This window comes from Paracoccus sp. KKT209, assembly GCF_055635455.1.
This window is the reverse complement of sequence record NZ_CM145758.1, coordinates 1,394,043-1,421,042: the sequence shown is the minus strand read 5'-3', so window position 1 is coordinate 1,421,042 and position 27,000 is coordinate 1,394,043. Positions and strand designations below refer to the sequence as shown.

Annotated in this window: 25 protein-coding genes; 11 read left to right on the top strand and 14 right to left on the bottom strand. The window is 67.7% G+C overall.

The annotated features are described in order from the left end of the window. Nucleotides 1-8 precede the first annotated feature (8 nt). Nucleotides 9-1,970: a DNA topoisomerase IV subunit B gene (gene parE / locus ACZ2G3_RS07015; protein ID WP_470398636.1), complete on the top strand. Its 1,962-nt coding sequence runs from the start codon at nt 9-11 to the stop codon at nt 1,968-1,970. Here parE and ACZ2G3_RS07010 read toward each other — a convergent pair whose 3' ends face one another. Both ACZ2G3_RS07010 and hemF read right to left on the bottom strand, forming a co-directional pair. Then, the gene (locus ACZ2G3_RS07010) at nt 1,971-2,597 is read right to left on the bottom strand and encodes a LysE family translocator (protein ID WP_470398634.1); all 627 of its coding nucleotides are present in this window, start codon (nt 2,595-2,597) and stop codon (nt 1,971-1,973) included. It lies immediately after the preceding gene. Further along, the gene (gene hemF, locus ACZ2G3_RS07005) at nt 2,588-3,454 is read right to left on the bottom strand and encodes an oxygen-dependent coproporphyrinogen oxidase (RefSeq protein WP_470398632.1); all 867 of its coding nucleotides are present in this window, start codon (nt 3,452-3,454) and stop codon (nt 2,588-2,590) included. Before hemF ends, ACZ2G3_RS07010 begins: the two co-directional genes overlap by 10 nt. A gap of 64 nt (nt 3,455-3,518) precedes the next feature. On the opposite strand from hemF, the gene ACZ2G3_RS07000 reads away from it, so the two are divergent. Beyond that, nucleotides 3,519-3,935 (top strand): hypothetical protein, encoded by a 417-nt coding sequence (locus ACZ2G3_RS07000; RefSeq protein WP_470398630.1) that lies wholly within the window; start codon nt 3,519-3,521, stop codon nt 3,933-3,935. Nucleotides 3,936-3,940: 5 nt separating this feature from the next. Here ACZ2G3_RS07000 and ACZ2G3_RS06995 read toward each other — a convergent pair whose 3' ends face one another. The 3 genes from ACZ2G3_RS06995 to clpS are packed head-to-tail and all read right to left on the bottom strand — an operon-like array spanning nt 3,941 to nt 6,079. Then, nucleotides 3,941-4,747 (bottom strand): SDR family NAD(P)-dependent oxidoreductase, encoded by an 807-nt coding sequence (locus ACZ2G3_RS06995; RefSeq protein WP_419267577.1) that lies wholly within the window; start codon nt 4,745-4,747, stop codon nt 3,941-3,943. Further along, the gene (locus ACZ2G3_RS06990; protein ID WP_470398627.1) at nt 4,744-5,757 is read right to left on the bottom strand and encodes a methyltransferase; all 1,014 of its coding nucleotides are present in this window, start codon (nt 5,755-5,757) and stop codon (nt 4,744-4,746) included. The genes ACZ2G3_RS06995 and ACZ2G3_RS06990 overlap by 4 nt, the downstream gene beginning before the upstream one ends. Nucleotides 5,758-5,761: 4 nt before the next feature. Beyond that, a complete protein-coding gene (gene clpS / locus ACZ2G3_RS06985; RefSeq protein WP_111298145.1) occupies nt 5,762-6,079 on the bottom strand; it encodes an ATP-dependent Clp protease adapter ClpS in 318 nt (105 codons plus the stop codon). Nucleotides 6,080-6,345: 266 nt separating this feature from the next. On the opposite strand from clpS, the gene ACZ2G3_RS06980 reads away from it, so the two are divergent. The 4 genes from ACZ2G3_RS06980 (at nt 6,346) to ACZ2G3_RS06965 (ending at nt 11,175) form a co-directional block, all read left to right on the top strand. Next, nucleotides 6,346-8,019 (top strand): D-alanyl-D-alanine carboxypeptidase family protein, encoded by a 1,674-nt coding sequence (locus ACZ2G3_RS06980; protein ID WP_470398624.1) that lies wholly within the window; start codon nt 6,346-6,348, stop codon nt 8,017-8,019. A 160-nt stretch (nt 8,020-8,179) separates the two neighbouring features. After that, complete coding sequence (locus ACZ2G3_RS06975; protein WP_470398622.1) at nt 8,180-8,737, top strand: GbsR/MarR family transcriptional regulator; 558 nt, start codon at nt 8,180-8,182, stop codon at nt 8,735-8,737. A gap of 34 nt (nt 8,738-8,771) precedes the next feature. After that, entirely contained in the window at nt 8,772-10,157 is a 1,386-nt protein-coding gene (locus ACZ2G3_RS06970; RefSeq protein WP_470398620.1) for a cytochrome ubiquinol oxidase subunit I, read from the top strand. Between the two features lie 7 nt (nt 10,158-10,164). Further along, a complete protein-coding gene (locus tag ACZ2G3_RS06965) occupies nt 10,165-11,175 on the top strand; it encodes a cytochrome d ubiquinol oxidase subunit II (protein ID WP_470399078.1) in 1,011 nt (336 codons plus the stop codon). A 52-nt stretch (nt 11,176-11,227) separates the two neighbouring features. Here the strand turns inward: ACZ2G3_RS06965 and ychF are convergent, their stop codons facing one another. Continuing rightward, nucleotides 11,228-12,325 (bottom strand): redox-regulated ATPase YchF, encoded by a 1,098-nt coding sequence (gene ychF / locus ACZ2G3_RS06960; protein WP_470398618.1) that lies wholly within the window; start codon nt 12,323-12,325, stop codon nt 11,228-11,230. A gap of 130 nt (nt 12,326-12,455) precedes the next feature. Here ychF and trpA point away from each other — a divergent pair, with 130 nt between their 5' ends. The 5 genes from trpA (at nt 12,456) to ACZ2G3_RS06935 (ending at nt 15,571) form a co-directional block, all read left to right on the top strand. Next, nucleotides 12,456-13,253, top strand: a complete 798-nt coding sequence (gene trpA, locus ACZ2G3_RS06955; RefSeq protein WP_419267570.1) for a tryptophan synthase subunit alpha — start codon at nt 12,456-12,458, stop codon at nt 13,251-13,253. Beyond that, the gene (locus ACZ2G3_RS06950; protein ID WP_470398615.1) at nt 13,250-13,819 is read left to right on the top strand and encodes a VOC family protein; all 570 of its coding nucleotides are present in this window, start codon (nt 13,250-13,252) and stop codon (nt 13,817-13,819) included. The genes trpA and ACZ2G3_RS06950 overlap by 4 nt, the downstream gene beginning before the upstream one ends. After that, the gene (locus ACZ2G3_RS06945) at nt 13,816-14,310 is read left to right on the top strand and encodes a GNAT family N-acetyltransferase (RefSeq protein ID WP_470398613.1); all 495 of its coding nucleotides are present in this window, start codon (nt 13,816-13,818) and stop codon (nt 14,308-14,310) included. Before ACZ2G3_RS06950 ends, ACZ2G3_RS06945 begins: the two co-directional genes overlap by 4 nt. 61 nt (nt 14,311-14,371) lie before the next feature. After that, nucleotides 14,372-15,115 (top strand): TerB family tellurite resistance protein, encoded by a 744-nt coding sequence (locus tag ACZ2G3_RS06940; RefSeq protein ID WP_470398611.1) that lies wholly within the window; start codon nt 14,372-14,374, stop codon nt 15,113-15,115. Nucleotides 15,116-15,157: 42 nt separating this feature from the next. Further along, nucleotides 15,158-15,571, top strand: a complete 414-nt coding sequence (locus ACZ2G3_RS06935) for a hypothetical protein (protein WP_470398609.1) — start codon at nt 15,158-15,160, stop codon at nt 15,569-15,571. On the opposite strand, the gene ACZ2G3_RS06930 is transcribed toward ACZ2G3_RS06935, so the two are convergent. The 8 genes from ACZ2G3_RS06930 to ACZ2G3_RS06895 form a co-directional block, all read right to left on the bottom strand. After that, on the bottom strand, nt 15,568-17,472 hold the full coding sequence (locus tag ACZ2G3_RS06930) for a 3'-5' exonuclease (RefSeq protein WP_470398607.1): 1,905 nt from the start codon (nt 17,470-17,472) through the stop codon (nt 15,568-15,570). The two genes, ACZ2G3_RS06935 and ACZ2G3_RS06930, sit on opposite strands and share 4 nt — an antisense overlap. Then, nucleotides 17,466-17,837: a response regulator transcription factor gene (locus ACZ2G3_RS06925; RefSeq protein WP_470398605.1), complete on the bottom strand. Its 372-nt coding sequence runs from the start codon at nt 17,835-17,837 to the stop codon at nt 17,466-17,468. The genes ACZ2G3_RS06930 and ACZ2G3_RS06925 overlap by 7 nt, the downstream gene beginning before the upstream one ends. Continuing rightward, a complete protein-coding gene (locus tag ACZ2G3_RS06920; RefSeq protein ID WP_470398603.1) occupies nt 17,830-18,342 on the bottom strand; it encodes a hypothetical protein in 513 nt (170 codons plus the stop codon). Before ACZ2G3_RS06920 ends, ACZ2G3_RS06925 begins: the two co-directional genes overlap by 8 nt. Then, a complete protein-coding gene (locus tag ACZ2G3_RS06915; protein WP_470398601.1) occupies nt 18,339-20,150 on the bottom strand; it encodes a putative nucleotidyltransferase substrate binding domain-containing protein in 1,812 nt (603 codons plus the stop codon). Before ACZ2G3_RS06915 ends, ACZ2G3_RS06920 begins: the two co-directional genes overlap by 4 nt. Before the next feature lie 63 nt (nt 20,151-20,213). Then, nucleotides 20,214-22,022, bottom strand: a complete 1,809-nt coding sequence (locus ACZ2G3_RS06910; protein WP_419267558.1) for a sodium:solute symporter family protein — start codon at nt 22,020-22,022, stop codon at nt 20,214-20,216. 13 nt (nt 22,023-22,035) lie between these two features. Continuing rightward, on the bottom strand, nt 22,036-22,293 hold the full coding sequence (locus ACZ2G3_RS06905) for a DUF4212 domain-containing protein (RefSeq protein WP_419267557.1): 258 nt from the start codon (nt 22,291-22,293) through the stop codon (nt 22,036-22,038). A 120-nt stretch (nt 22,294-22,413) separates the two neighbouring features. Next, nucleotides 22,414-24,369 carry an acetate--CoA ligase gene (gene acs, locus ACZ2G3_RS06900; protein ID WP_470398599.1) on the bottom strand — a complete coding sequence of 652 codons (1,956 nt, stop codon included), beginning with the start codon at nt 24,367-24,369 and terminating at the stop codon, nt 22,414-22,416. 283 nt (nt 24,370-24,652) lie between these two features. Further along, nucleotides 24,653-26,947 (bottom strand): glycosyl hydrolase family 28-related protein, encoded by a 2,295-nt coding sequence (locus ACZ2G3_RS06895; RefSeq protein ID WP_470398597.1) that lies wholly within the window; start codon nt 26,945-26,947, stop codon nt 24,653-24,655. Nucleotides 26,948-27,000: the final 53 nt, after the last annotated feature.

Sequence of the window (27,000 nt, the reverse complement as noted above, 5' to 3'; positions counted from 1 at the left end):
AGAGCCCCATGGCCGACGACCTTCTCTCCGGCGACATGCAAGCCGACGCCTATTCCGCATCCTCGATCGAGGTGCTGGAAGGGCTGGAGCCCGTGCGCAAGCGCCCCGGCATGTATATCGGCGGCACGGATGAACGCGCGCTGCACCACCTGGTCGCGGAAATCCTGGACAACTCGATGGACGAGGCCGTGGCGGGCCATGCCAGCCGCATCGAGATCGAGCTGCTGGCGGATTACAGCGTCGTCGTGCGCGACAATGGCCGCGGCATCCCCGTCGACCCGCATCCCAAGTTCCCCGGCAAGTCCGCGCTGGAGGTGATCCTGTGCACCCTGCACGCGGGGGGCAAGTTCTCGGGCGATGCCTACCAGACCTCGGGCGGATTGCACGGGGTCGGTGCCTCGGTCGTGAACGCATTGTCCGACATCATGATCGTCCAGGTGGCGCGCAACCGCGAACTGTTCGAACAGCGCTTTTCCCGCGGCATCCCGCAGGGACCGGTGGCGAAGATCGGGGCTGCGCCCAACCGGCGCGGCACCACCGTGACCTTCCACGCCGACGAGGAGATCTTCGGCCATCACCGCTTCAAGCCCGCGCGGCTGCTGAAGATGGTCAAGTCCAAGGCCTACCTGTTCAGCGGGGTCGAGATCCGCTGGAAGTCCGAGATCGACGACGGAGAGACCCCGCGCGAGGCCGTGTTCCACTTTCCGGGCGGGCTGGCGGATTACCTGGCCGAAACGCTGTCGGGCGCCTCGACCTATTCGGACCGTCCCTTTGCCGGCAGCGTCGATTTCCAGCAGAAGTTCGGCGTGCCGGGCAAGGTCGATTGGGCCATCAACTGGACGCCGGCCCGCGACGGCTTCATCCAGTCCTATTGCAACACCGTGCCCACCCCCGAGGGCGGCACGCACGAGATGGGCTTCTGGGCGGCAATCCTGAAGGGCCTGCGCGCCTATGGCGAACGCGTCAGCAACAAGAAGGCCGCCCAGATCACGCGCGAGGACCTGACCATCGGCGGCTGCGCGCTGGTCAGCTGTTTCATCCGCGAGCCGGAATTCGTGGGTCAGACCAAGGACCGCCTGGCCACGACCGAGGCCGCCCGTCTGGTCGAGAACGCGGTGCGCGACCATTTCGACAACTGGCTGGCCGCCGACACGAAATCCGCCGGGGCGATCCTGGATTTCCTGATCCTGCGGGCCGAGGAACGCCTGCGCCGCCGCCAGGAAAAGGAAACCGCCCGCAAGACGGCCACGAAAAAGCTGCGCCTGCCCGGCAAGCTGGTCGATTGCAGCGCCACCAACCGCGAGGGGACCGAGCTGTTCATCGTGGAAGGCGACAGCGCCGGCGGTTCGGCCAAGATGGCCCGCGACCGCACCAACCAGGCGCTGCTGCCCCTGCGTGGCAAAATCCTGAACGTGCTGGGCGCCGCATCCAGCAAGATGGGCGCCAACCAGGAGATCAACGACCTGTGCCAGGCGCTTGGCGTGGGCATGGGGTCCAAGTTCAACGTCGATGACCTGCGTTACGACAAGGTCATCATCATGACGGACGCGGACGTCGACGGCGCGCATATCGCGTCGCTCTTGATGACGTTCTTCTTCACGCAGATGCGGCCGATGATCGACAAGGGGCACCTGTACCTGGCCTGCCCGCCGCTGTACCGCCTGACGCAGGGGGCGCATCGTCTTTATGTTTCCGACGATGCCGAGAAAGAGCGCATGATGGCCAAGGGTCTGGGCGGGCGCGGCAAGATCGACGTGCAGCGCTTCAAGGGTCTGGGCGAGATGGACGCCAAGGACCTCAAGGACACGACGATGAACCCCAAGACGCGCAAGCTGATCCGGGTCAGCATCGACGACGACGAGGGCGGCGAGACCGGCGACCTGGTCGAACGGCTGATGGGCAAGAAGCCCGAGCTGCGGTTCGAATATATCCAGGAAAATGCCCGGTTCGTCGAGGAACTGGACGTCTGATCAGCCGGCGGTCGCCACCAGCAGCCACACCGCGACCAGGGCCAGCAGCACTGACAGCAGGCGCCGCAGCCGGCCCTGCGCGGCCTCCTGCCCCAGAACCCGATGCCAGGAGGCCGCGGCCAGCACGATCGATGCATGAATGGCGGTCGCGATCGCGACATAGATCGCGGCCATTGTCAGGAAACGCGCCGGATCGCCCGCCGCGTCGGGCACGAAGGCGGGCAGCACGGTCAGGTAGAAGGCGAAGGCCTTGGGGTTCAGCAGGTTGGTCACCAGCCCCCGCCGGAAGAACCGTGCCAGCGTCGATCCGCGCGGCGCATGTTCGGGGGCCTCATCGGCCCCTTTCCAACCCTGCCATGCCAGCCAGAGCAGATAGGCCGCACCGCCCCATCTGAGGACCTGCGCCAGCGCCGGCACGGCGGTGATAAGCGCACCCAGCCCCAAGGCCGCGGCGACCCCCACCAGCCCCAGCCCCAGGGCGACGCCCGCCACCGCCGCCAGCCCGGCACGGCGCCCGTCGCCAAGCGCCACAATGGCCAGGTAGCTCATGTTCGGGCCGGGCGTGATCTCGGCCAGAACGGCGGCCAGCACGAAACCGGCCAGCCCTTCGGTCGTGGTCAGATCCATTTCGCCAGCGGCGGCAGGCTCATCAGCACGGCATCGGCATTGTGCCCGGTTTCCAGCCCGAACTTGGTCCCCCGGTCATAGACCAGGTTGTATTCCGCATAGAGGCCGCGATGGACCAGCTGCGCGTCGCGGTCGGCATTGTCGAAGGGTTGTGTCATCCGCGCCTCGGCCAAAGGCAGGAAGGCGGGCAGGAAGGCCTCGCCCACGGCGCGGGTAAAGGCAAAGTCGGCCTCCCAATCGCCCGTATTCAGGTCGTCGTAGAAGATCCCGCCCACGCCCCGCGCCCGCCCGCGATGGGGGATAAAGAAATACTCGTCCGCCCAGGCCTTGAAGCGGTCATAGTAATCGGCCCCGTGCGGCATGCAGGCCGCGCGCAGCGTGTCGTGGAAATGGGCGGTATCTCCGGCATATTCCAGGCAAGGGTTCAGGTCCGTCCCGCCCCCGAACCACCAGGCGCCGGGCGTCCAGAACATGCGCGTGTTCATGTGGACGGCGGGCGCATGCGGGTTCTGCATGTGGGCCACCAGGCTGATGCCGCTGGCCCAGAAACGCGGGTCGTCCTGCATGCCCGGCACGCCGCGCGCGGCCATCGCGGCCTGGGCGCGGGGGGCCAGCGTGCCGTGAACCTCGGACCAGTTGACGCCAACCTTCTCAAAGGCACGGCCGCCGCGCATGACCGACATCAGCCCGCCGCCGCCGTCATCGGCGCGCGTGGTCGGCGTCACCTCGAAGCGACCGGCAGGCAGGGGGCCAGGCGCGCGATCCTCCAACCCCTCGAAGGCCTCGACGATGCGGTCGCGCAACTCGTGGAACCATGCGGCGGCGCGGCGGCGTTGTTCGTCCATGACGCTCCTCATTCGTGATTTGCCAAGCAGGCCGCCTCGCGGCTACCATCTGGGGACCGATGTAAAGAGACCCGCCATGCGCCGCAACACCACCCTTGGCCTTATGGCTGCCCTGCCCCTGACGCTGGCCGCCTGCGGCACGCCCCGCGAACAGTGCATCAGCCGCAACACCAGCGAATACCGGCAGGTCAGCGCCCTTCTGGCCGAGGTCGAGGGCAACCTGGCCCGCGGCTATGCCTGGGAGGAACGCCAGGTCGTGCGGTCGCGCTTTGGCCAGTGCGAGGCGCTGCGGCGCGACAAGGATGGACATACCGCCGTCACCACCTATGGCTGCTGGCGCGACTATGCGGACAATGAACGCTATCGCGTGGCGATCGACCCGGCGGCGGAAATGCGCAAGCGCGACAACCTGGCCGCCCGCCAGGCCGCCCTGTCGCGCAGCGCCAACGCGGCCATCGACGCCTGCCGCGCGGCTTACCCGCAGGAAGGCTGAGCCCCCTAGAGTACCTGTGCCGTCACCGGGTCGCCCAGGCTGCGGCCGCCATCGACCGTGATGATCTGGCCCGTGACAAAGCGTGCGCCGTCGCTGACGAGGTAATGCACCGTCTCCGACAGCTCATCGGCAGGGGCGATCCGACCCAGGGGCGTGCCCGCGATGATCTGGGCGCGCTTGTCGGGGTCTTCCTTCAGCGCGCATTGCAGCTCGTGTGACATGACGCTGCTGAAGCTGACCCCGTTCACGCGGATCCGGTGCCGCGCCAGGGCCAGCGCCAGCCCGCGCGTCGCCTGCTCCTGCGCGGCGCAGGCGATGGAATATCCCAGCATCGACAGGACCGGCCGCCGCGCCGCCAGGGTCGAGATGTTTACGATGGCGCCCGACTGCGCCGCGGGACCCTCTCCCTCGGCCTGCTTGATCATGCGTTTGGCCACCATCTGCGACAGGCGCAGGCCCGCCAGCATGTTCTGGCGCAGCATCTCCTCCAGCGCGTCCATGTCGGTGTCCAGCGGGTCGCTGCTGCGCACGAAGCGGTGCGCGTTGACCAGGATGTCCACCCGGTCAAAGGCGTCCAGCGTCGCCGACAGCAGGTTCGCCATCGCCAGCTTTTCCGACATGTTGCCCGCAAATCGGCGCACCTGGCCGCCGCCGTCCTCATAGTCCGAGACGACCGAGTTCAGCGCCGCCTCGTCGCCATCCGCGAACATGACCGAGGCGCCGCGTTCGACGAAATGGCGCGCGATCGCCAGGCCCACGCCGCGGGCGGCGCCGGTCACGATCGCCACCTTGCCCTGGATCGAAAGGGTCATCGGCGGCCTCCCTTGCGCTGCGTCGCGCTGCCCTTGCCGGCGGCGGTGGCCTCGATCACCTTGAAGCGGCTGTCGCCGGCGATCTCGTGGACCTGGCCGAAATGTTCGGACAGAACCGATTCGTAGGGAAGATGGCGGTTCGCCACCATCCACAGCCGCCCGGCCCCGGTCAGCAGGCGCGCCGCCGTGGCGATGAAGGCGCCGCCAAGCCGCGGATCCGCCTGCCGCCCCTCGTGGAAGGGCGGGTTCATGATCACCCCGTTCACCGGCTCGCGCAGGCTGAAATCGCGCGCATCGGCCCAATGGAACCGCGCCCGGGAATCGGTGACGTTGTGGCGCGCCGATTCCAGCGCGGCATGGTTCGCCTCGACCAGGTGCAGTTCGGTAATGCTGTCGCGCTTCAGCGCCTGCGCCGCCAGCCAGCCCCAGCCCGCGCCCAGGTCGACGATGCGCGTCGGCAGGCGGTCGGGCAGGTGGTCGGCCAGCATCCGCGACCCCGCATCGACGCCATCCGCCGAAAACACGCCGGGGCGGGTGACAAAGCCGGACAGGACCTCGCGCTCAGCGGCGCGCCAGTCGCCCGGCAGCCAGTCGCCGGCCGGAACGGTGACGCGAAAGATCTTGCCATGCGCCTTACTGATGACATCGCTGACCTGGGCCAGCGCGCGCATCTCCTTCAGGATCGCGTCGATCCCGTCCGTCTTCTGCCCGTCGATCCACAGATCCGCGCCCTGCGGCAGCCGTCCGGCCGCATCCGCGATGCGCGCCCGCGCCTCGGCCTTGGCGCGCGGCAACCGCACGATGGCCGCATCAAAGCTGCCATCGACATCCGCCGCCACGCGATAGCCGCGCGCCGCCAAGCCGTGATGGTCGGGAAAATTTCCCTGGGCGATCTGCAGATGCTGCGGGTCCAGGGGGGACAGGTCATCGGCGGCCTGCGCGCCGATGAACAGCACCTCGCCCCCGGGATGGCCGTCCGGGAAGGCCAGGTCCAGTCGTGATTGGGTCACGCGATTACTCTTTTTCCATGGTGCATTGCAGGGGATGCTGCTGGCGGCGCGCCAGCTCCATCACCTGGGCGACCTTCGTCTCGGCGACCTCATGCGAAAACACCCCGACGACGGCCACACCCTTGCGGTGAACCGTCAGCATGATCTCGATAGCCTGGGCATGGGTCATGTGGAACAGCCGCTCCAGCACATGGACCACGAACTCCATCGGCGTGAAGTCGTCGTTCAGCATCAGCACCTTGTACATGGGCGGACGCTGCGTGCGGCTGCGGGGCTTGACCGCCAGATCGGACTGATCGTCGGGGTTTTCGGGATCGGTCATCCAGTGCGTCATCGGGTCTACGGTCGTTCCTGAATGCTGCGACGAAGCGGCCGCCCCGGAAAGGCGGCCGTGCTGTGGAAAAATATAGCGCAATCGGCCGCGGATGAAAGCCCCCCTGCCCCGCAGACCGGCGCAGCCCCCTGTCCGGAAGCGGAAAATAAGTTCGATTGGCCGGTTTCACGGAATATTCACCCGTGCTATTGTCATGTCATTAACGACGGGGTGCGACAAATGACACACCCGCTTGAGGCAGAGAGACAGCGACAGTGACCCGATTCCTTACCGCTTTCCGGCTGTGGAGCCTTGCGCTGATGGCCGCGACGATCATGGGCCTGCCGGCCGCCGCGGCCCCTTTTGCAGCCTATGTCATGGACGCCCGCACCGGGCAGCCGATTTATCGACAGAATTCCGACACGCGGCTCCACCCGGCCTCGCTGACCAAGATGATGACGCTCTACATGGCCTTCAACGCCATCGAGAGCGGCCGGGTTCGGCTCGATTCCAAATTTACCGTCTCGTCCAAGGCCGCCAATGAGCCGCCGTCAAAGCTGGGCCTGCGCGCCGGCCAGCAGATCGAGCTGCGCTACCTGATCCGCGCCGCCGCGATCAAGTCGGCCAACGACGCCGCCACCACGATCGGCGAAGGCCTGGCCGGGTCCGAGGAGGCCTTTGCCCAGCAGATGACCCAGATGGCCCGCGCGATCGGCATGACCAATTCGCAGTTCCGCAACGCGCATGGTCTGACCCGTGACGGGCATTACTCGACCGCCCATGACATGAGCGTGCTGGGCCGTCACCTGTTCTACGACTTTCCCCAGTATTACAACCTGTTCTCGCGCCGTTCGGCCGATGCGGGGATCGCGCAGGTCGCCTCGACCAACCGCCGCTTTCTGGACGCCTATAACGGCGCCGACGGCATCAAGACGGGCTATACCCGCGCCGCCGGCTTCAACCTGACCGCCTCGGCGCAGCGCGGCAACAAGCGGCTGATCGCCTCGGTCTTCGGCGGCACCTCCACCGCCCACCGCAACCAGGTGATGGCGGAACTGCTGGACAGCAGCTTCACCCGCATCCCCGACCGCGTTCGCGAGGTCCGTCCCCAGCCGCCTCGCCTGCTGGTCCAGGGAACCACGCGGCGCGCGCAGGTGGCCGCCACCCCCGCCGCAACCCAGCCCGAACCGCAGCGGATGGTCCTGAATGCCTCCCCTGCCCCGGTCTCGCGTCCAGCCGAGGCGGCCTCGCTCGTGGCGGCGGCACCCGCCGCCCCGCAGGTGGACCTGACTGAAGCGCTGCGCCGCGCCACGGAAGGCGCGACCCCCGCCACCCCGGCCGGCGTCGCACTGGCCAGCAGCCCACGGCCCAGGTCGCGCCCCGGCAGCAAGGCCGAAGCGGTGGAACAGGCTATCGCCGCCGCCGTGGCCTCCGATCCCGCGCCGGCAAGCGCCGCCAGCCTTGCGGCGCCGGTGCTGGCAGCCTCTACCCGTCCCCAGCCCTCGCCACGCCGCAGCGCCAGCATCGCGGCGGTCGCCGCGGCCGAGCCGAACCCGGCGGTCGCGGCCGCGACTAAGGCTCCGGCAGGCAGCCTGTCGCTGGTCACCTCGCCCGCCCCCAAGCCCCGCTCCGAAACGGTGATTCTTGCCGCCATGGGCGAGGGCGACCTGAGCGATCCCGCCGCGCTCGAGGTGGTCCGCCGCCCGACCGACAGCGGCCGCAACTGGGGCGTCTCGCTTGGCCTCTACAAGTCGCAGGCCGAGGCCGACCGCCTGCTTCTGGGCCTGGCGCTTCAGGACGGCGGCATCTTCGGAAAGGCCCGTCGTCACGTGGCCAACACCAATCGCGGCTTCGAGCCGCGCTTCGTGAACCTGTCCAAGGGTCATGCCGAACTGGCCTGCGAACGGATGATCAGCCGGTCGCAGGACTGCTCCGTCATCAGCAACTGATCCACCTCACGACATGACCAGACGCTGCCCCGCCCTCATCGGCGGGGCAGTTTGCATTTGGGACCGGCGCACGACAGGCATGCGACATCCCGCACCATTGGGTTCGCCCGCGGCTGATCTATCTCTGTTTCAGTAATTCCTGAAACAACGGAAAAGCGCGATGACCATCTCGACCCTGCGACAAGAATTCATCCTCCACTTCGGCGAGATGGGCTCGCGGTGGGGCATCAACCGCACTGTGGGCCAGGTCTATGCCCTGCTGTTCCTGTCCGACCAGCCGCTCTGCGCCGACGACATCGTGGGTGCCTTGGGCTTTTCCCGCTCGAACGTGTCGATGGCCCTGAAGGAGCTGCAAAGCTGGAACCTGGTCCGCCTGCGCCACCAGCCCGACGACCGGCGAGAGTTCTTCACCACCCCCGATGACCTGTGGGAGATCGTGCGCTGCCTGATCGCCGAACGGCGCAAGCGCGAGATCGACCCGACCCTGACCAAGCTGCGCGAACTGACGATGACCGAGCCCGACCCGGCCGACGTCGCGGCCCATGCGCGCATGGCAGAACTGCGCCAGCTGATCGAGCAGATGACCCGGTTCCACGACGACCTGGCGCATATGGAGACCGAGCGTCTGGTCGCCCTGCTGAACATGGGCGCGCGCCTTGGCCGCATCGTGGACGGGGCCGGCCGGCTGATCCCGATCCGCCGCCAGAAACCCTCCTGACCCGCCACCCGCCATCCTGACCGGAGATCACCTCATGGACCCGCTTCTGCTGTCGCGGATACAGTTCGCGGCGAATATCTCTTTCCACATCCTGTTCCCGACCATCACCATCGCCCTGGGCTGGGTGTTGCTGTTCTTCAAGCTGCGCTTCAACGCGACGCGGGCGGAAAAATGGATGGACGCCTATCGCTTCTGGGTAAAGGTCTTTGCGCTCTCCTTTGCCCTGGGGGTGGTGTCGGGGATCACCATGTCCTTTCAGTTCGGCACCAACTGGCCCGGCTTCATGGAGGCCGTGGGCAACATCGCGGGGCCGCTTCTGGCCTACGAGATCCTGACCGCCTTTTTCCTGGAGGCCGCCTTCCTGGGGATCATGCTCTTCGGCTTCCGGCGTGTGCCCAGCTGGCTGCACACGACCGCGACCTTCCTTGTGGCCTTCGGGACGACGCTGTCGGCCTTCTGGATCCTGGTGCTGAACAGCTGGATGCACACTCCGGCGGGGTACGAGCTGCGCGACGGGGTGGTCCACGCAACCGACTGGTTCGCGATCGTCTTCAACCCGTCGCTGCCCTATCGGCTGGTCCACATGCTGCTGGCCTCTGGACTGACGGTGGCCTTCCTGATCGCCGGTCTCTCGGCGCTGCGCTGGCTCTGGGGGGACCGGGGGGACGAGGTGCGGGCCACGCTGCGCTTTGGCGCGACGCTTGGCGCGGTCCTGATCCCGATGCAGATCCTGGCCGGCGACATGCACGGGCTGAACACGCTGGAACACCAGCCCGCCAAGGTTGCCGCGATGGAGGCCAACTGGGACACGCAGTCCCGCGTGCCGCTGGTGCTCTTTGCGCTGCCGGATGAGGACGCGCGCGAGAACCGGGCCGAGATCGCGCTGCCGGGCGTTGCCTCGCTGATCCTCAAGCATGACATCGAGGGCGTGGTGCCGGGGCTGAACGATTTCCTGGCCGCCGACGGCTCGCCCCTGCATCCGCCCGTGGCGCCGGTCTTCTTTTCCTTCCGCGTCATGGTCGGGATCGGCATGGCAATGCTGCTGCTGTCCTGGTCCTCTCTGTGGCTGATGCGCCGCGGTCGCGGGGTCGAGGGCCTGCCGCGCCCCTGGATCTATGCCTTCATCGGCATGGGCTTTTCGGGATGGGTCGCGACCCTGGCCGGCTGGTACGTGACCGAGATCGGCCGCCAGCCATGGCTGGTGACGGGCGTGCTGACCACCGAACAGGCGGTCGGACCGGTGACGGGCGGCATGGTCGCCTCGACCCTCGTCGCTTACCTCTTGGTCTATGCGATGCTGATGCTGGCCTATCTGGCCACGCTGACCTTCCTTGCGCGCCAGGCCGCGCGGCACCGCCCGCTGACCCCGGACGTTCCCACCCCCGATGCCGGCCTGCGCGCCCTTCAGCCTGCGGAGTGATCCCATGATGACGCTTTTCGGCGACCCCGCCACCTGGCTGCCCTTTGCCTTTGCCCTGCTGATGGGGGGCGCAATCCTGGTCTATGTCGTCCTCGACGGCTTCGACCTGGGGGTGGGGCTGCTCTTTCCCTTCGCCACCCCGGACGAACGCGACCGGATGGTCGCCTCGATCGGCCCCTTCTGGGATGCGAACGAGACCTGGCTGGTGCTGGCCATCGGCATCCTTCTGGTGGCCTTTCCGGTGGCTCACGGGATCATCCTGACGGCGCTTTACCTGCCGGTCGCGGTGATGCTGGTCGGGCTGATCCTGCGCGGCGTCGCCTTCGAGTTTCGCGTCAAGGCGCCCACGCATCACCGGGGTGCCTGGAACAAGGCCTTCTTCGCGGGCAGTCTGGCCAGTTCGCTGGCGCAGGGCTTCATGCTGGGGCTCTATGTCACGGGCCTGCAGATGACCTGGGCGAACCTGGCCTTCGCGCTGCTGACGGCGGTCTTCCTGACGGTGGGCTTCAGCTTCATCGGCGCCACCTGGCTGATCGGCAAGACCGAGGGCGTGCTGCAGGCGCGCGCGATCCTCTGGGCGCGGCGCGGCATCTGGGGGCTGGCGGCGGGGGTGGCCGCGATCTCGGCCGCGTCGCCCCTGGTCAGCCCGCGCATCTGGGACAAGTGGTTCAGCTGGCCCGAGATCGCGCTGCTGTCCCCCCTGCCCGTCCTGTCGGCCGTTCTGATCGTGGCGCTGTGGCGCGTCCTGCACCGCCTGCCGATGGAGCGCGACCGCATGGCCTGGGCGCCCTTCTGGCTGGCCTCGACCCTCTTCGTGCTGGCCTTCGGGGGGCTGGCCTACAGCTTCTATCCCTATGTCGTCCCCGAGCAGATGACCATCTACGAGGCCGCCGCCGCGCCCGAAAGCCTGATCATCATCCTGGTAGGTGCACTGGTCGTGCTGCCGATCATCATCAGCTATTCGGTGCTGGCCTATACGGTCTTCCGCGGCAAGGCGACAGAGCTCACCTATTACTGAACGAAAAAGGGCGGGCCGCACGGCCCGCCCCTCGTCCCGATGGCCATCCCAATCAGCCGTTGAACAGGAAATGCAGCACGTCGCCGTCCTTGACCTCATAGGTCTTGCCCTCGACGCGCAGCTTGCCCACCTCGCGCGCGCCGGCCTCGCCCTTGCCGGCGATATAGTCGTCATAGGCGATGGTCTCGGCCCGGATGAAGCCCTTCTCGAAATCGCCGTGGATCACGCCCGCCGCCTGCGGGGCCAGCGTGCCCTTGGTGATCGTCCAGGCGCGGGCCTCCTTGGGGCCGACGGTGAAATAGGTCTGCAGGCCCAGCAGCGCATAGCCGGCGCGGATCAGGCGATCCAGGCCCGGCTCCTCCAGCCCCATCTCGCCCAGGAACAGCTCGGCCTCCTCGGCGTCCAGCTGGCTGATCTCCTCCTCGATGCGGGCCGAGATCACCACATGGCCCGCGCCCTGCGCCTCGGCCATCTCGCGGACCTTGTCCGACAGGGCGTTGCCGTTGGCGGCCTCGTCCTCGGCCACGTTGCAGACGAAGAGGACCGGCTTGGCAGTCAGCAGCTGCAGCATGTCCCAGGCCCGGCGGTCATCCTCGGACACCGCGATGGTGCGCGCGGGGCGGCCCGCTTCCAGCGCCTCCAGCGCCTGCTTCAGCAGCCGCTGCTGGTCGGCCGCGTCCTTGTCGCCGCCCTTCAGCTTGCGCGCCAGGTTCGCCAGCCGCCGCTCGATCGATTCCATGTCGGCGATCATCAGCTCGGTCTCGATCACCTCGGCATCGGCCAGCGGATCGACGCGGCCCTCGACATGGGTGATGTCGCCATCCTCGAAACAGCGCAGGACGTGGGCGATGGCGTCCACCTCGCGGATCGTGGCCAGGAACTGGTTGCCCAGGCCCTCGCCCTTGCTGGCGCCCTTCACCAGGCCCGCGATGTCGACAAAGGTGATGCGGGTGGGGATGATCTGCTTGCTGCCGGCGATCTGCGCCAGGCTGTCCAGCCGCGGATCGGGAACCGCCACCTCGCCCACGTTCGGCTCGATCGTGCAGAAGGGAAAGTTCGCGGCCTGCGCGGCGGCCGTCTTCGTCAGCGCGTTGAACAGCGTGGACTTGCCGACATTCGGCAGCCCGACGATCCCCATGCGAAAGCCCATGCCAGCACCCTTTTCCCGTCTGAATTACGGGCGTCTGTTACGCGCGCCGGGCGGCCAAGTCCAGCCTGCGCCGCATTGCACCCGGGTCCTTTCGCCGCTAGTGCTGGGCGCAAAGGATACGGGGACGGACATGACCAGGATCGACGACCGATTTGCGCAGCTGAAGGCCGAGGGAAAGAAGGCGTTCGTGGCCTATATGATGGCATCGGACCCCGACGAGGCGACGGCACTGCAGATCATGCGCGGCCTGCCCGGCGCGGGTGTCGACATCATCGAACTGGGCATGCCCTTCACCGATCCGATGGCCGATGGCCCGACGATCCAGGCCGCCGGTCAGCGCGCCCTGGCCCAGGGCGGCAGCGTCACCCGCACGCTGGAGATGCTGCGCGCCTTCCGGGAACAGGACACGACCACGCCGGTGGTGCTGATGGGATATTACAACCCGATCTATGCCCGGGTCGGCGGCGTCGAGAAGTTCCTGGCCGACGCAGTCGAGGCGGGCGTGGACGGGCTGATCGTCGTGGACCTGCCCCCCGAGGAGGATGACGAGCTGTGCCTGCCGGCCGCCCGCGCGGGGCTGAACTTCATCCGCCTGGCCACCCCCACCACCGACGACCGGCGCCTGCCGGCGGTGATCCGGAACACCTCGGGCTTCGTCTATTACGTCAGCGTCACGGGCATCACCGGCGGCCCCTCGGCCAACGCGGCCGAGATCGCGCCCGAGGTCGCGCGCATCCGCGCCTCGGCCGGGCTGCCCGTGGTGGTGGGCTTCGGCATCTCGACCCCCGATGCGGCGGAACAGATCGCCGGCATCGCCGACGGCTGCGTGGTGGGCAGCGCCATCGTCAAGCAGATCGGCGAAGGCCGCCCCGTCCCCGAGATCCTGGATTTCGTCCGCGACCTGGCGGCGGGCGCGCATCGCGGGTGAGCCTCGCCTTTGACCACGTGGCCATTGCGGCACGGTCCCTGACGGAGGGGGCCGAGTGGCTGCAGGACCGGCTTGGCGTCGCACCCGAGCCGGGGGGCAAGCACCCGGCCCTTGGCACCCACAACATGCTGCTGTCGCTTGGCGCCAGCGAATATCTGGAACTGATCGCGGTCGATCCCGAGGCGCCGCCGCCCGGCCGGTCCCGCTGGTTTGGCCTGGACAGCTTTGACGGGCCGCCGCGGATCGCGGGCTGGGTGGCGCGTGCGCATCCGCTGGTCGCGCCTTCTGGCACGACGATCGCCGAGGCCAGCCGGGGCGACCTGCGCTGGCGCATCACCCTGCCCCAGGCCGGCCAGATGCCGCGGGGCGGGGCCGAGCCGATGCTGATCGACTGGGGCACGGGCCCGCACCCGTCGGACCTGCTGCCTGACCGGGGCCTGCGGCTCAAGTGCCTCAGCCTGCCGCTGGAACGCCTGGACCTGGCCGACCGGCGGCTGATGCTGGCAGGCGCCTGGACGGAGATGCGCCTGACGCTGACGACCCCCAAGGGCGAGGTGACCCTGTGATCCTGCGCGACGCCACGCCCGATGACGCGCCGGGTATCGGGGCGATCTGGAACCCGATCGTGCGCGACACCGACATCACCTTCTGGCCCACCGAACGCGGCGAGACCGAGATCGCCGCCCTGATCGTGGACCGCCAGGCGGCAGGTCACGCTTTTATCGTGGCAGAGACCGGCGGACAGGTCGCGGGCTTTGCGACCTACAGCCAGTTCCGCGCCGGGGCCGGCTATGCCCGCAGCATGGAGCACACGATCCACGCGGCGCCCGATCATCGCGGCCGGGGCCTGGGCCGGCTGCTGCTGGGCGCGGTGGAGGATCACGCCCGCGCCCGCGGCCACCGCCTGATGATCGGCGGGATCACCGGGTCGAACGGCGCCTCGATCGCCTTTCATTCGGCGATGGGCTATGCCGAATGGGGCCGGATCCCGGCAGCCGGGTGGAAATTCGGCCGTTTTCACGACCTTGTCCTGATGGGCAAGGATCTGCAGGCCTGATCGCCGCCTGCGCGTCAAACCGCCCCTATCGCCGCGCTGCAGAAGGCGGTAACCTCATGACATGGAATGCTGCGAGACCCCCGAAACCTGCACCAGCCTGTGCCCCGCCCTGCCCAAGCCCCGCAGCTTCTGGCAGCGGATGGCCGACAGGATCGTGGCCTTTTTGTGGACCAACCGCCCGGCCACGCCGCCCGAACGATCGGTCGCCTTCACCATCGCGGTGATCGCGCTTGGCGCCAAGCTGGCCAAGGTGGATGGCACCGTCGCCCGATCCGAGGTCGCGGCCTTCCGGCGCGTCTTCATCATTCCCCGGTCCGAGGAAAAGAACGCCGCGCGGGTCTTTGACCTGGCGCGGCAGGACGTGGCGGGCTTTGATGCCTGGGCGCGGCGCATGGCGGGCATGTTCCAGCCGGGCGACCCGGTGCTGATCGACGTGCTGGAAGGGCTGTTCGTGATCGCCGTGTCCGACGGCGACCTGCACGAGGCCGAAATCGCCTTTCTGGACGAGGTGGGGCGCATCTTTGGTCTCAGTCCTGCCAAGATCGCCGAAATCCGCCGCCGCCAGGACCCCGGCGCCGGCTGCCCGCCCTGCGAGATCCTGGGCGTGACGCCCGAAACCCCCCTGCCCGAGGCGCGCAAGCGCTGGCGCCAGCTGGTGCGCGAGAGCCATCCCGACCATGCCATCGGCCGCGGGCTTCCCGCCGAGGCGGTGCGCCTGGCCGAGGCCCGCACCCGCCGCCTGAACGAGGCCTGGGACAAATTCCGCGCCATGCACCAGCCGCAGGCCACGCCCGGAACCGCCTGACGGGTCTTGCCACATCGCCCCCGACCGCCCATCTTTGCAGGCATGAGACATCGCATCCTGCCCCTTGCGCTGCTGGCTGCCTTGGCCGCAGGTCCCGCGCCGGCCCAAACGGCCGATGAGCCCGAAGAGGGCCTGAGCCTGATCGAGCGCGGGATCGGCATGATCTTTCGGCAGTTCTGGCAGGACGCTGCCCCTGAGGTCGAGGGGCTGACCCGCGATCTGTCGGGCACCATGACCCGGCTGGCGCCCGCGTTGCAGGACCTGGGCGTCCTGGTCGACGACATCCGCAACTATGAGACGCCCGAGCGGCTGGAGAATGGCGACATCGTCATCCGCCGCCGCGCCGGAGCCCCGCCGCCTCCGCCCATCGGCGACGGCCTGCGCGGGTTGACTGAACCAGAACCCGAAGTCGATCCTTTGCCGATCGATCCCGACGCGCCGCAGATCTCGCTCTAGGCGCTCAGGTTGGCGTCCTCGATCAGGCGGCGATGGCGGCGTGCCTGGTCCACGGCCTGCTCGAACCGCTCTATCCCTTTGGCCTCCAGGGCGGGGATCAGGCGCAGGAAGGCCTCGGCCGTGGCGATGGTGTCGCCCATTGCCGTATGGCGCGCCTCGGGCGGGATGACGATCCCCAGCCGCTCGGTCAGCGCGTCCAGGCTGTGGACGGCGGACTGCCCCCAGACCATCGCCGACAGCAGCACCGTGTCCAGCACGCGGTTGTCGAAATGCGCCCCCGTCTCGGCACTGGCGCGACGCAGGAAGCCCATGTCGAAGGGCGCGTTATGGGCGATCAATACGCTGTCGTCGCAGAAATGGTGAAACGCGTTCAGCGCGGCCGTCAGGTCCGGGGCCTCGGCCACCATCCGGTCGGTGATGCCATGGATCGCGGTCGAGGCGGGCGGGATCGGGCGACCGGGATTGACCAGCGTCTCAAACCGCTCGCCGGTCAGGCGGCCGCGCGCCAGCCGCAGCCCGGCGATCTGGACGATGCTGTCCTGGGGCGTCAGGCCGGTGGTTTCGGTGTCAAAGACCACGCAGGTCAGGTCCGCCAGCCGGGACGAGGCGACGCCACGTCGCGCCAGCGCGAAATCATAGGTGACGCCCGCCGTTCCCGTGGCTGATGCAACCACCCGCAGCGGCATGACCAGCCGCGCCGCGTCGCCATCCGCCTCGGGCCAGAGGCCGGTGCCCTGGGCTGCCAGGATGTCGGCCCCGGACAGGTCCGGCTGGTCGGGATCGGGCGCCTGCGTCAGCCAGGCCTCCAGCCGGTCGATGGGAACGGCGGGACCGGTCCAGCCCAGGATCAGCCGCATCTCGTCGCCCGCGTCCGGCAACACCGAAACGGTCGGCGCATGCCCCTGCCCGCGCAACTGGCGGTCCAGCATCGCCAGCAGGGCGTTCAGCGGCCCGGCCTCGGCTTGGAACAGCAGGCCGGGCGGTGTGGGCGCCAGGGTCAGGCCAGCCGCCACCTCCTCCAGCGTGGCAGTGCCGGTGGGGGCGTCGCTGGCCAGCAACTGCGACAGTTCCCGCGTGGCGACGGCCAGGCCCTGCCCCTCGTCGCGGATCGCCTGCGCCAGGGCCGGCGGGATCGGGCCATCCAGCGCGTCCAGCATCGGCACAAGGGTGGCGGCGTGCCGGCGCAGCGCCTCCAGTGTGGCGCGGGGGGCCGGACGTTCGACCGCGCGGTCGCGCAGGATCAGCAGCAGCCCGCCCTCCAGGTTGCGCAGCCGGCCCGACAGCCGCGCCCCTTGGGCGGTCAGGCAGACCAGGTCCGTGGCCCCCACGCCGGTCGCCAGCCGCGCCTGCGCCGCCCGCAGCGCGCCGGGCCGCAGATAGCGGTCCAGTTGGTGATCCAAGGCCAGCCCCGGCAGCAGCCGTGCCGCGCTGGCATTGTAGAAGATCACCCGGTGGCGCGCGTCGAACATCACCGCCCCGGCACCGAAATCCGCCAGGATCGCCTCGAGGCTGGCCTTTTCGCGCGCCAGTTCGGCGGCGTGGTCCTGCACCGCCTCGGCCAATGCCTCGGCCGTGCGGGCGCGTGCCTCGGCGGCATCGCGGGCGGCTGGGCCAAGGTCCGCCAGATAGCGTGCCTCGGCTGGGTCGGGCGCGCGGCCGGTGCGCAGGCCGCCCGCCAGGCTCTCGATCGGGCGCGCCAGGTGAAGGTCGAAGAGGTACCACAGCGCCGTCACCGCCCCCAGCAGCCCAAAGCCCGCGACCATCCCGCCCTGGACCAGCGCATCGGTGCCCTGCCCCCGCGCCGCGATCCACAGCGCTGCCCCCGCGATCGCCAGCGCCGCCCCCGCCAGTCCCGCGAACATCAGCAGGACACGCAGGCGCAGGGACAGCCGCGTCAGCATGGTCCGCCAAGCAGGCGGGCCATCTCGGCCCGCAGTTCGGCCAGCTCGAATGGCTTGGCGATGAAGCCGTCCGCCCCAAGCGCCAGCCCCTTGCGCCGTTCGACCACCGAACCGCGGGCGGTCATCATCAGCACGCGCACATCCGCGAGGTCGGGATCCGCGCGCACATCCTGCACGATCTGATAGCCCGAGACATCGGGCAGCATCACGTCCAGCAGCACCAGGTCGGGGCGCGTGTCCCGGATGCGTTCCACCGCGCCCTTGCCGGTGGCCATCCGGTCATGGCTGTGGCCGTCGCGCGTCAGCAGGAAATCCAGCGCCACGGCGATGTTGTCTTCGTCCTCGATGACCAGGATGTCAGCCATGATCCGCCCCTTTTCCTGCGCCGCAGACGGCCGCGAAGGCCGGATCACCGTCGGCCGCAGGGGTCCAGTCGCCGCGCGCGGGACGGATGCGGCCACCGGCGCAGTCGAAGTCCTGCGGCACCAGGATCGTCTGGCCCCGCCGCTCGACCAGCATGATCGGGGCCTGCAGCGTGCCGTCCGCGCCCTGCACGATCCGGGCCGGGTCCAGGGCGGCAAAGCGCACCTCGACCGGGGCCAGATAGGTCCAAGGCGCCCAGGGCTGGCTGTCGCGGCCGACCAGCAGCACCTCCGCCCCCTGCGGCAGGCGTTCCACGGCGCGGGCATACCACGCATAGTCGTTCCAGACGGAATAGGCGATCATGGACAGGCCGATTCCCGCCGGCAACAGCCAGGGCGCCAGCGTCAGCCCGGCCTTGCGAGACGCGTGAAGCAGCGCATAAAGCAGCGCGGCCATGCCGATCCCCACGGCGATGACCCCCAGCAGTTCGGTTCCGATCCCGGTCATCCCAGCATTCCCTTTCCATGTCCGACGGCCGACTGCATGCTGCGCACCACGACAAAGGCGTCGCGAAGGTGGCTGCGTTCAAAGTCGGACAGGTCGGAAGGTGACAGATAATTGTCGGGCTTGCGGCCCGCCTTGACCAGATGCGCCTGGTTTTCCAGCCGGACGGTCTGGATCATGTCATAGGCCGCGATCAGGTCGCGTGCCCCGCCGGCCGAGATCACGCCGCGCGTCTCGGCATCCTCCAGCCGGGCGCGGGTGTTCACCGCGCCGATCCGGCCCTGCAACGCATAGACGCGGGCCAGGTCCGTCACCGGCACCACGCCATTGTGCTTCATGTCGATGTGGTGGCGATGGTCGCCGGATCGGATCGTGGCAAAGCCGCCGATCAGCCCCAGAGGTGGCCGGTGCTTGAGCGAGTTGGCGATCATGTGGGCGACGAAGATCGAGTTCCGCGACGCCATCTCCAGCGTCTCGCGCTGCAGATCGTCCAGCAGCTGCGCCTGGCCGCCGATCGCGCGCAGGTCGAACATGACGGAAGCCAGCATCTGCGCCTCGGGGCTGGGATGGGCGATCCAGTCGCGGAAATAGTCGCGCCAGACCGGCACCGGCTGGCGCCAGCGCGGGTTGGTGGCCATCATGTCGCCGGGGCAGAACACATAGCCGCAGGCGTCCAGCCCCGAGCAGACGCGGGCCGCCAGATCGCGGAACCACAGGTGGTCCGGATCGGCGCCGGGGGCCAGGATCAGGCAGTTGTCCTGGTCGCTGACGCCGGTCTGTTCCTGCCGCCCCTGGCTGCCGCAGGCCACCCAGAGCCAAGGCGCCGGAGCGGGCCCCAGGTCCCGCGCCACGATGTCCAGCAGGCGGCGTGTCACGGCATCGGCGATGTCGGTGATCATCCGGGTGGTGATCTCGTGTCGCTGGCGGGCGCGGACCAGTTGCACCAGCAGTTCGGGAATGCGGGCGGTGACCGCGGCCATCTGGGCGATGCTGTCGGACTGCGCCACCTCGCGGATGAGCCCCGAGGCAGAGACCGCCTGCACCCGCGTCAGGTCGGTCTGGCTGATCATGCCCATGAAGCGGCCCTGGGCCACCACCGGCAGATGGCTGATCCGCCGTTCCAGCATGATGTTCAGCACGTCATAGCCAAGCGCGGTCGGCGCCAGGGTGATCGGGTCCGGGGTCATCACCTCGGCCACGGGGCGGCGCATGTCGCGACCCTCGGCCACGACGCGGTTCGACATGTCGCGGATGGTCGCCAGACCGATCAGCCGGCCGCCCTCGGTGATGCCGATGCTGCTGGCGGCCGCATCGCGCATCAGGCGCGCGGCCTCGATGATCGGGGTTTCGGGGGCGCAGCCGAGGGGTTTGCCGGACAGCAGCTCTCCCACCTTCAGCATGGCGACGTCGGCGCCGCGGTCCAGCGGTCCGCGCCCGCGGTCGAAGAACCGCGCCACCGCCCGGTGCTCGGCGATCAGCCGCGTCACCTCGGCCCGGGGCAGCATCAGGACGACCGCCCCCTCCAGCGCCCGCGCCGAAGTCACGGCCACCCCGTCGCGCAACAGGCCCCGTTCCCCGAAGGAATTGCGCGGCCCCAGCTGCGAGACGCTGTCGCCGTTGCGATCGGTGACGGCGATCTGGCCGCTTTCGATCAGGTAGAGCCCCGGCAGGCGGTCGCCGAACTGGTAGATCACGTCGCCGGGGGCGAATTCCCTGCGGCTGAAGGAACCGGCGACCCGCGCCAGCTCGTCCCGCTTCAGGCTGTCATAGGGATGCACGGTGGCGATGAAGTCGACGATGCTTTGCGCCATCACCCGCTGACCTTTGCATGAGGAGCGCCGCGCCCCGATCCGGGACGCGGCAGGTTTTCGGGATCAGTGTGCGACAGCACTTCCGGCGCCGCGCGGGACACGGATCGATTCGACCAGCTCCTGCACATGCGCCGGCGGGCGCTGCGTCATGGCCGAGACGGTGAAGGCCACGGCGAAGTTGATCAGCGCACCGATGGTTCCGAACGAGGCCGGCGAGATGCCGAACAGCCAGGCGTCGGGCGTGTCGGACAGCATGTTGGTCCCGGCGATGAAGAACCAGCCCTTGTAGGCGAAGATGTACAGGATCGTGGACACCATGCCCGCGATCATGCCGGCGATCGCGCCTTCCTTGCCGACCCGCTTCGAGAAGATGCCCATCATCAGCACCGGGAAGATCGAGCTGGCTGCCAGGCCGAAGGCCAAGGCCACGGTCTGGGCCGCAAAGCCCGGCGGGTTGAGGCCCAAGAGCGTCGCCACCAGGATCGAGGCCGCCATCGAGATCCGGGCCGCCATCAGTTCGCCCTTTTCGCTGATGTTGGGGCGCAGCGTGCCCTTGATCAGGTCGTGGCTGACGGCGCCCGAGATCGCCAGCAGGAGGCCCGCGGCGGTGGACAGGGCGGCTGCCAGGCCGCCGGCGGCGACGATGGCGATGACCCAGCCCGGCAGGTTGGCGATTTCGGGGTTGGCCAGCACCATGATGTCGTTGTTCACGGTGGTCAGCTCGTTCCCGGCCAGTCCCCGGGCTGCGGCCATTTCCGCGGCCGGGCCTTCGGCTGCGGCATCATTGTAGTACTGGATGAGGCCGTCGCCGTTCTTGTCCTCCCAGTTCAGCAGGCCGGTGACCTGCCAGTTGCGCATCCATTCCAGGTCAGGGCTGGTCTGGATCTGGTCCAGCGAGACGGCCGGCTGGCTGTAGGTGTCGCCGGTCAGCGCGCCGGGCCACATCGTGGCGGTCAGGTTGAACCGCGCCATTGCGCCGACGGCGGGTGCCACGGTGTAGAGCAGCGCGATGAAGACCAGCGCCCAGCCTGCCGACTTGCGGGCATCCGACACCTTGGGAACCGTGAAGAAGCGGATGATGACATGCGGCAGACCCGCGGTGCCGATCATCAGCGCCATGGTGAACAGCACCATGTCCAGGGTCGAGCGGTGATGCTCGGTATAGGAGTTGAAGCCGAGGTCGGTGACCAGCATGTTCAGCTTGGTCAGGAAGGCCACGCCCGAGGCGTCATGCGTGCCGAAGAGGCCCAGCTGCGGCAGGAAGTTGCCCGTCAGCTGCAACGAGATGAAGATCGCCGGAATGGTGTAGGCGACGATCAGCACGACGTATTGTGCGACCTGGGTGTAGGTGATGCCCTTCATGCCGCCAAGAACGGCATAGCAGAACACCAGTGCCGCACCGATCCACAGGCCGGTGGAGTTCGACACCTCCAGATAGCGCGAGAAGGTCACGCCCACGCCGGTCATCTGGCCGATCACGTAGGTGATCGAGACGATCAGCAGGCAGATCACGCCGATGATGCGCGCGGTCGGCGAATAGAAGCGGTCGCCGATGAATTCCGGCACGGTGAACTTGCCGAACTTGCGCAGGTAGGGCGCCAGCAGCAGGGCCAGCAGCACGTAGCCGCCCGTCCAACCCATCAGGTAGGTCGAGTTGTCATAGCCGGTGAAGGCGATCAGGCCGGCCATCGAGATGAAGGACGCGGCCGACATCCAGTCGGCCGCAGTGGCCATGCCGTTCATGACCGGGCCCACGCCGCGGTTGGCGGCATAGAATTCGGCCGTGGATTTCGCCCGGCAATAGATGGCGATGCCGATATACAGCGCGAAAGAGGCGCCGATGAACAGCAGGTTCAGGGTAAACTGGCTCATGTCCGGATCCTCCTCACTCGTCCACGCCGTGTTCGGCATCCAGCTTGTTCATGCGCGCCGCATACCAGAAGATCAGCACGATGAAGACCAGGATCGACCCTTGCTGGGCGAACCAGAAGCCCAGGTCCGCGCCCCCGACCGGAATGGCCGAGATCAGCGGGCGCAGGATGATCGCGAATCCGTAGGATACCAGCGCCCAGATCGCGAGGCAGATGTAGATGATGCGAAGATTGGCCTGCCAATAGGCATTCGACGATTGTCTGTCACTCATGTCCTTGGGTCCCTCCCTGTTCAGACACGTCCCTTGTTCCGCCCTTGCCTTTGATTGCGTCCCGGTTCCCGGCGGAGGGGTCGGGACGCGTTGCGGGGGATTTGCACCCCCGTCGCATCGTCAGCCGCGGTTCATGCGGTTGGCGATCAGTTCGTCGACGACCTCGGGCTCGGCCAGGGTCGAGGTGTCGCCCAGGGTGCCATGGTCGTTTTCGGCGATCTTGCGCAGGATGCGGCGCATGATCTTGCCCGAGCGCGTCTTGGGCAGGCCGGGCGCCCACTGGATCAGGTCGGGCTTGGCAATGGGGCCGATTTCGGTGCGGACCCATTTCTCCAGCTCGGCGCGCAGCTCGTCCGAGGGCTCGACACCGTTCATCAGGGTCACATAGGCATAGATGCCCTGCCCCTTGAGGCTGTGCGGATAGCCCACGACGGCGGCCTCGGCGACCTTCTCATGGGCGACCAAAGCGCTTTCGACCTCGGCCGTGCCCATGCGGTGGCCGCTGACGTTGATGACGTCGTCGACGCGGCCGGTGATCCAGTAATAGCCGTCCTCGTCGCGCCGGCAGCCGTCGCCGGTGAAGTAATAGCCGGGATATTGCTGGAAATACGCCTCCTCGAAGCGGGCATGGTCGCCCCATAGGGTCCGCATCTGCCCCGGCCAGCTGTCGGCGATGCACAGGACGCCCTCGGCCGGGTTCCCCTCCTGCACCTCGGCGCTGAAGGCATCGAGGATCACGGGCTTCACGCCGAAGAAGGGCACGGTGGCCGATCCGGGCTTGGTTTCCGTGGCGCCCGGCAGCGGCGTGATCAGGTGGCCGCCGGTCTCGGTCTGCCACCAGGTGTCGACGATGGGGCAGCGCCCCTTGCCGACATGTTCGTTGTACCAGTTCCAGGCCTCGGGGTTGATCGGCTCTCCGACCGTGCCCAGGATGCGCAGCGAGGACAGATCATGCGCCTCCACGGGTTCCGGTCCCTTGGCCATCAGGCTGCGGATGGCGGTGGGGGCGGTGTAGAACTGGGTGACCTTGTGCTTGGCGCAGACCTCCCAGAAGCGGCCGGCATCTGGCCAGGTCGGCACGCCCTCGAACATAATGGTGGTCGCGCCGTTGGCCAGCGGGCCATAGACGATATAGCTGTGACCGGTGACCCAGCCCACGTCGGCCGTGCACCAGAAGACATCGCCGTCCTGATAGTCGAAGGTCATCTGATGGGTCATGGCCGCATAGACCAGATAGCCGCCGGTCGTGTGCACGACCCCCTTCGGCTTGCCCGTCGACCCCGAGGTGTAGAGGATGAACAGCGGATCCTCGGCCCCCATCGGACGGGGCGGGCATTCGGGGGCGACCTGCGCCATCTGCGCCTTGACGTCGACATCCCGGCCCTCGACCCAGGTCGTCTGGTCGCCGGTATGCTTGACCACCAGGCAGCGCACCTTATCCGAACAATGCAGCAGGGCCGCATCGGCATTGGACTTCAGCGCGGTGCGGCGGCCGCCGCGGGGGGCGGTATCGGCCGTGATCAGCACCTTGGCGCCGCAATCGTTGATGCGGTTGGCCAGCGCGTCCGGCGAAAAGCCCGCGAAGACGATGGAATGGATCGCCCCGATGCGCGCGCAGGCCAGCATTGCATAGGCGGCCTCGGGGATCATCGGCAGATAGATGACCACACGATCGCCGCGCATCACGCCCTGGCTCAGCAGGACATTCGCAAAGCGGTTCACGCTTTCCGACAGCTGCGCATAGGTGATGTGCTGCGCCGGGGTCTTGGGGTCGTCGGGCTCGAAGATGATCGCGGTCTGGTTTGCGCGCTTGGGCAGGTGGCGGTCCACGCAGTTCACGCTGGCGTTCAGGACGCCGTCCTCGAACCACTTGATGCTGACCTGGCCCATGGTGAAGTCGGTGTTCTTCACCTTGGAAAAGCGCTGGATCCAGTCCAGGCGCTGTCCCTCACGCCCCCAGAAGCCCTCGGGGTCTTTGATGGATTCGTCATAAAGACGCTCGTAATCCGCCGGACCGACATGGGCGCCGTCCAACCCTGCCGGAATTGCGTGTTTCTGAATGTTTTCAGCGCTCATGACATCCCCTCCTCGCAGCCATGTGGCAGCCTCGCCGGGCTTTGCCGATCGCACCGATCTACGGCGCAGCTGCCTGTGCGGAGATGTTAATCACAAATCGTCACACAAGTTAAGCTATTTTTTATAAACGATATTTTTGTTAACTAATTGACCATGATGCGTCGGATACAGTAAATCCTTCACAAGAAGCAGCCGCCGGCAGAAAACTGCCGGCGGCTGCGACGGAAACGGCCGGACCTGCCCGCAGGCTAGCCGGATGATGCGGGACTGCGAGGTCTAGCCCTCACTGCGGCCGGTCCATGCGGGCATAGATGCAGACGCGCCCCCGCAGCGGTTGGGCCCAACTGAGCCGCAGCTGGCGCTTGCCGGCGCCGATCTCGGTGATGACAGTCGGCGCGGCATCGACGCGTGTGCCATCCGCGGCATAAAGTGGCGTCTCAGTGACGATCGACTGCACCGATTTGGCCCAGCTGAGGAAGGGCAGCCCCGTCAAGGCCGGTGTCGTCCAGTTGGCCGAAGCGGTGTTCTGCGTCAGCTGATACATCAGCGGGTTGGCGACATAGACGTCAACCCCGTTGAAAGTGTTCGCCTCGAACTGCAGGTTGCGCATGTTGTTGTAGTCCAGATCGGCGATCGACGTATCGACCCGGTCGATCCGCCGGACGTTGCCGTAGAGCGCCTTGAAGACGTTGCCGACCACGTTCAGCCCGTGGATGAAGTGCCCCGACCCAAAGGGCTTGACACAGATCCAGGCGAACCACGACACCGTGTTCGAGCACAGGAAGGTGTTGCCGGTCACGGTCAGGCCGCCAAAGCTGTATTCTTCATTGGTGAAGGTCGGATATGCGCTGTGCTCGTTCGTCCATTCAATCGAGGCATTGTCGACATAGTTCCCGCTGACCGTCGTCTGGACGTTCGGCTGCGTCAGCACAAGGCCGGCATAGCGCAACCCCTGCCCCGATCCGTCGCCCTGGAACCAGTGGTTGCCGGAAACGATGTGACCGCCCCCGTTCGCCACCATGAAATGGGCAAAGCGGACAAAGCGGTTGTTGCGGATCTTTACGTCATTGGCATTGACGTTGATGGCGATCGTGCTGCGCTGCTGGGCGGGCAGGTCCATGTCGTTGGACAGGAACTGGCAGTTGTCGACCAGCAAGTCCTGGCAGCCTCGCCCGATCGACGTGATCCCCCGGTCCTTGGGCCGCGTCACATAGCAGTCTCGCATCTGGATCATCTCGCCCTTCGGGGGCAGCATGACGGCGCTGGCGATGCCGCCGCAGTTGAAGTCGATGTCGACCAGGTTCAGCCGGTCCAGCTGGCGGATGCCCGACAGGTCCAGAAGATAACGGTAACGCTCGAAGCTGTAGGTGCGCGTGGCCGAACCCCCGAACAGGGGCTGCGACAGGGTGAGGGTCCCTGCGGTCACGTTCCTGGCGTTGACATAGACCTCGCGGCCGACACCGGTGCCGATGACCCGGCTGCCGATCTCGATCTGTGCGACGTTTGCCACATTCGTCAGCAAGAGGGGATTGGCGGGGCTATAGCTGGCCGACGAGGTCCAGCGACCGGTGGTCCAGATCGGACCCGGATTGGCCTGAAGGCCGCCGTTCCGGATGACCCGCCGGTTCGAGAAGCCGTCAAGCGTCGGCGCCAAGTCTCCCACCAGCAGCGGCTCGTCCAGCAACACCCTGCGGCCGCAAAGATCCAGCGACAGGTGGTCGGTGAACCCGAGCAGCGCCTGCAGGGCCTTCTTCATTCCCAATGTGTCGCTGGCGAAGGCATCGGCATAGGTGGGAAAATCAAAACTGCGGACGAATGCCACCCGCGTCGAGGCCGGCGTGCTGATGCGCCCCTTGAAGCGGATGGGGCTGTTGATCGACAGATCGCCCGAGATGAAGAAATTGCCCTCGGGCACGACGATCCAGCCACCGTTGCTGGCCTGGTCGGCGGCTATGAAGGCCTCGCGGTCGTTGGTGACGCCGTTGCCGACGGCGCCATAGTCGCGCACATCCACCCAATCCAGCAGCGACGGCACAAAGGCCGCCGTGATGTCCTCGATGCGGATCGACTCGATCCGGAACGCGCCGCCGTTCGACCCGACCAGGTCCAGCCCGAAATGGCCATAGACCGGGCGCGTGCCCCAGGGCATGTCGACGCCCTTCCGGGTGCCGATGCCGACAATGGCGCTCACCTCGACCACCTGACCATAGTTGCGCAGGGCCACGGTCGGTCCGGTGTCGGTAATCCCGGTCACCCGGCTCCGCGTGCCGTCCCCTGCCCAGGCCGCGATGCGCACGCTGGTCAGCGCACCGGCCACCGCCTTGACCCGTGCCGAGACGCGCAGATAGACGCCGGGGATCATCGGGGTCTCGCCCATGAAGCGCAGGCTGGTGGTGGTCTGCTGCTTGACGATCTCCAGGCAGGCGCCGAAATCCTGATCGGCAGGCACCAGGGATGCATTGTCGGCCGTGGCCCAAGTGGGACTGCCCGAGGTCCCGTCGGTGCGCGACCATGATCCCAGACCCGCCCGGAAGGCCGGCGGCATCAGCAGAAGCCCGTTGGTGATCGCAATGTTCATCGACTATCCTCCGTAACGGCATGCGCCGACGCAAAGACGCCGGCGTGATCCTT

Coding starts and splice junctions, on each gene's coding strand:
- parE (WP_470398636.1), top strand. CDS start 9: ATGGCCGACGACCTTCTCTCCGGCGACATGCAAGCCGACGCCTATTCC.
- ACZ2G3_RS07010 (WP_470398634.1), bottom strand. CDS start 2,597: ATGGATCTGACCACGACCGAAGGGCTGGCCGGTTTCGTGCTGGCCGCC.
- hemF (WP_470398632.1), bottom strand. CDS start 3,454: ATGAGGAGCGTCATGGACGAACAACGCCGCCGCGCCGCCGCATGGTTC.
- ACZ2G3_RS07000 (WP_470398630.1), top strand. CDS start 3,519: ATGCGCCGCAACACCACCCTTGGCCTTATGGCTGCCCTGCCCCTGACG.
- ACZ2G3_RS06995 (WP_419267577.1), bottom strand. CDS start 4,747: ATGACCCTTTCGATCCAGGGCAAGGTGGCGATCGTGACCGGCGCCGCC.
- clpS (WP_111298145.1), bottom strand. CDS start 6,079: ATGACCGATCCCGAAAACCCCGACGATCAGTCCGATCTGGCGGTCAAG.
- ACZ2G3_RS06975 (WP_470398622.1), top strand. CDS start 8,180: ATGACCATCTCGACCCTGCGACAAGAATTCATCCTCCACTTCGGCGAG.
- ACZ2G3_RS06970 (WP_470398620.1), top strand. CDS start 8,772: ATGGACCCGCTTCTGCTGTCGCGGATACAGTTCGCGGCGAATATCTCT.
- ACZ2G3_RS06965 (WP_470399078.1), top strand. CDS start 10,165: ATGACGCTTTTCGGCGACCCCGCCACCTGGCTGCCCTTTGCCTTTGCC.
- ychF (WP_470398618.1), bottom strand. CDS start 12,325: ATGGGCTTTCGCATGGGGATCGTCGGGCTGCCGAATGTCGGCAAGTCC.
- trpA (WP_419267570.1), top strand. CDS start 12,456: ATGACCAGGATCGACGACCGATTTGCGCAGCTGAAGGCCGAGGGAAAG.
- ACZ2G3_RS06940 (WP_470398611.1), top strand. CDS start 14,372: ATGGAATGCTGCGAGACCCCCGAAACCTGCACCAGCCTGTGCCCCGCC.
- ACZ2G3_RS06935 (WP_470398609.1), top strand. CDS start 15,158: ATGAGACATCGCATCCTGCCCCTTGCGCTGCTGGCTGCCTTGGCCGCA.
- ACZ2G3_RS06930 (WP_470398607.1), bottom strand. CDS start 17,472: ATGCTGACGCGGCTGTCCCTGCGCCTGCGTGTCCTGCTGATGTTCGCG.
- ACZ2G3_RS06925 (WP_470398605.1), bottom strand. CDS start 17,837: ATGGCTGACATCCTGGTCATCGAGGACGAAGACAACATCGCCGTGGCG.
- ACZ2G3_RS06920 (WP_470398603.1), bottom strand. CDS start 18,342: ATGACCGGGATCGGAACCGAACTGCTGGGGGTCATCGCCGTGGGGATC.
- ACZ2G3_RS06915 (WP_470398601.1), bottom strand. CDS start 20,150: ATGGCGCAAAGCATCGTCGACTTCATCGCCACCGTGCATCCCTATGAC.
- ACZ2G3_RS06910 (WP_419267558.1), bottom strand. CDS start 22,022: ATGAGCCAGTTTACCCTGAACCTGCTGTTCATCGGCGCCTCTTTCGCG.
- ACZ2G3_RS06905 (WP_419267557.1), bottom strand. CDS start 22,293: ATGAGTGACAGACAATCGTCGAATGCCTATTGGCAGGCCAATCTTCGC.
- acs (WP_470398599.1), bottom strand. CDS start 24,369: ATGAGCGCTGAAAACATTCAGAAACACGCAATTCCGGCAGGGTTGGAC.
- ACZ2G3_RS06895 (WP_470398597.1), bottom strand. CDS start 26,947: ATGAACATTGCGATCACCAACGGGCTTCTGCTGATGCCGCCGGCCTTC.